Origin of the sequence: Pseudoalteromonas sp. S2721, assembly GCF_005887425.1 — a bacterium.
GTDB lineage: Bacteria > Pseudomonadota > Gammaproteobacteria > Enterobacterales > Alteromonadaceae > Pseudoalteromonas > Pseudoalteromonas simplex.
The window spans coordinates 1-256 of the sequence record NZ_PNCZ01000170.1; the positions used below are offsets into that span (position 1 = coordinate 1).

Sequence of the window (256 nt, forward strand, 5' to 3'; positions counted from 1 at the left end):
ATAACTGATAAAACAAAGCTAAATCATCACTAGATAGAAACTGGTTGAACAGCGCTTTAGCATGATCGTGGCTGCACGTTTTAAATTCATCTCTAATTTTATCTAAAGCATCATTAAGTTCGCGGGTTTTATTGCTGACATACGCAAAACACATCGCAAAATTTAGCGGAGTTATTCGCATCTTGTACTTCACCATGAGAGGAATAGCTAGATTTAAACAGTTCCATCAAAATCTTAGTGAATGGTCACCTATCGC

At 36.7% G+C, this 256-nt stretch carries 1 pseudogene; it reads right to left on the reverse strand.

Features of this window, described 5'->3' with window-relative positions:
- Positions 1–181, reverse strand: a pseudogene (locus CWC02_RS20895) (GGDEF domain-containing protein); the annotation flags it as partial.
- Positions 182–256: the final 75 nt, after the last annotated feature.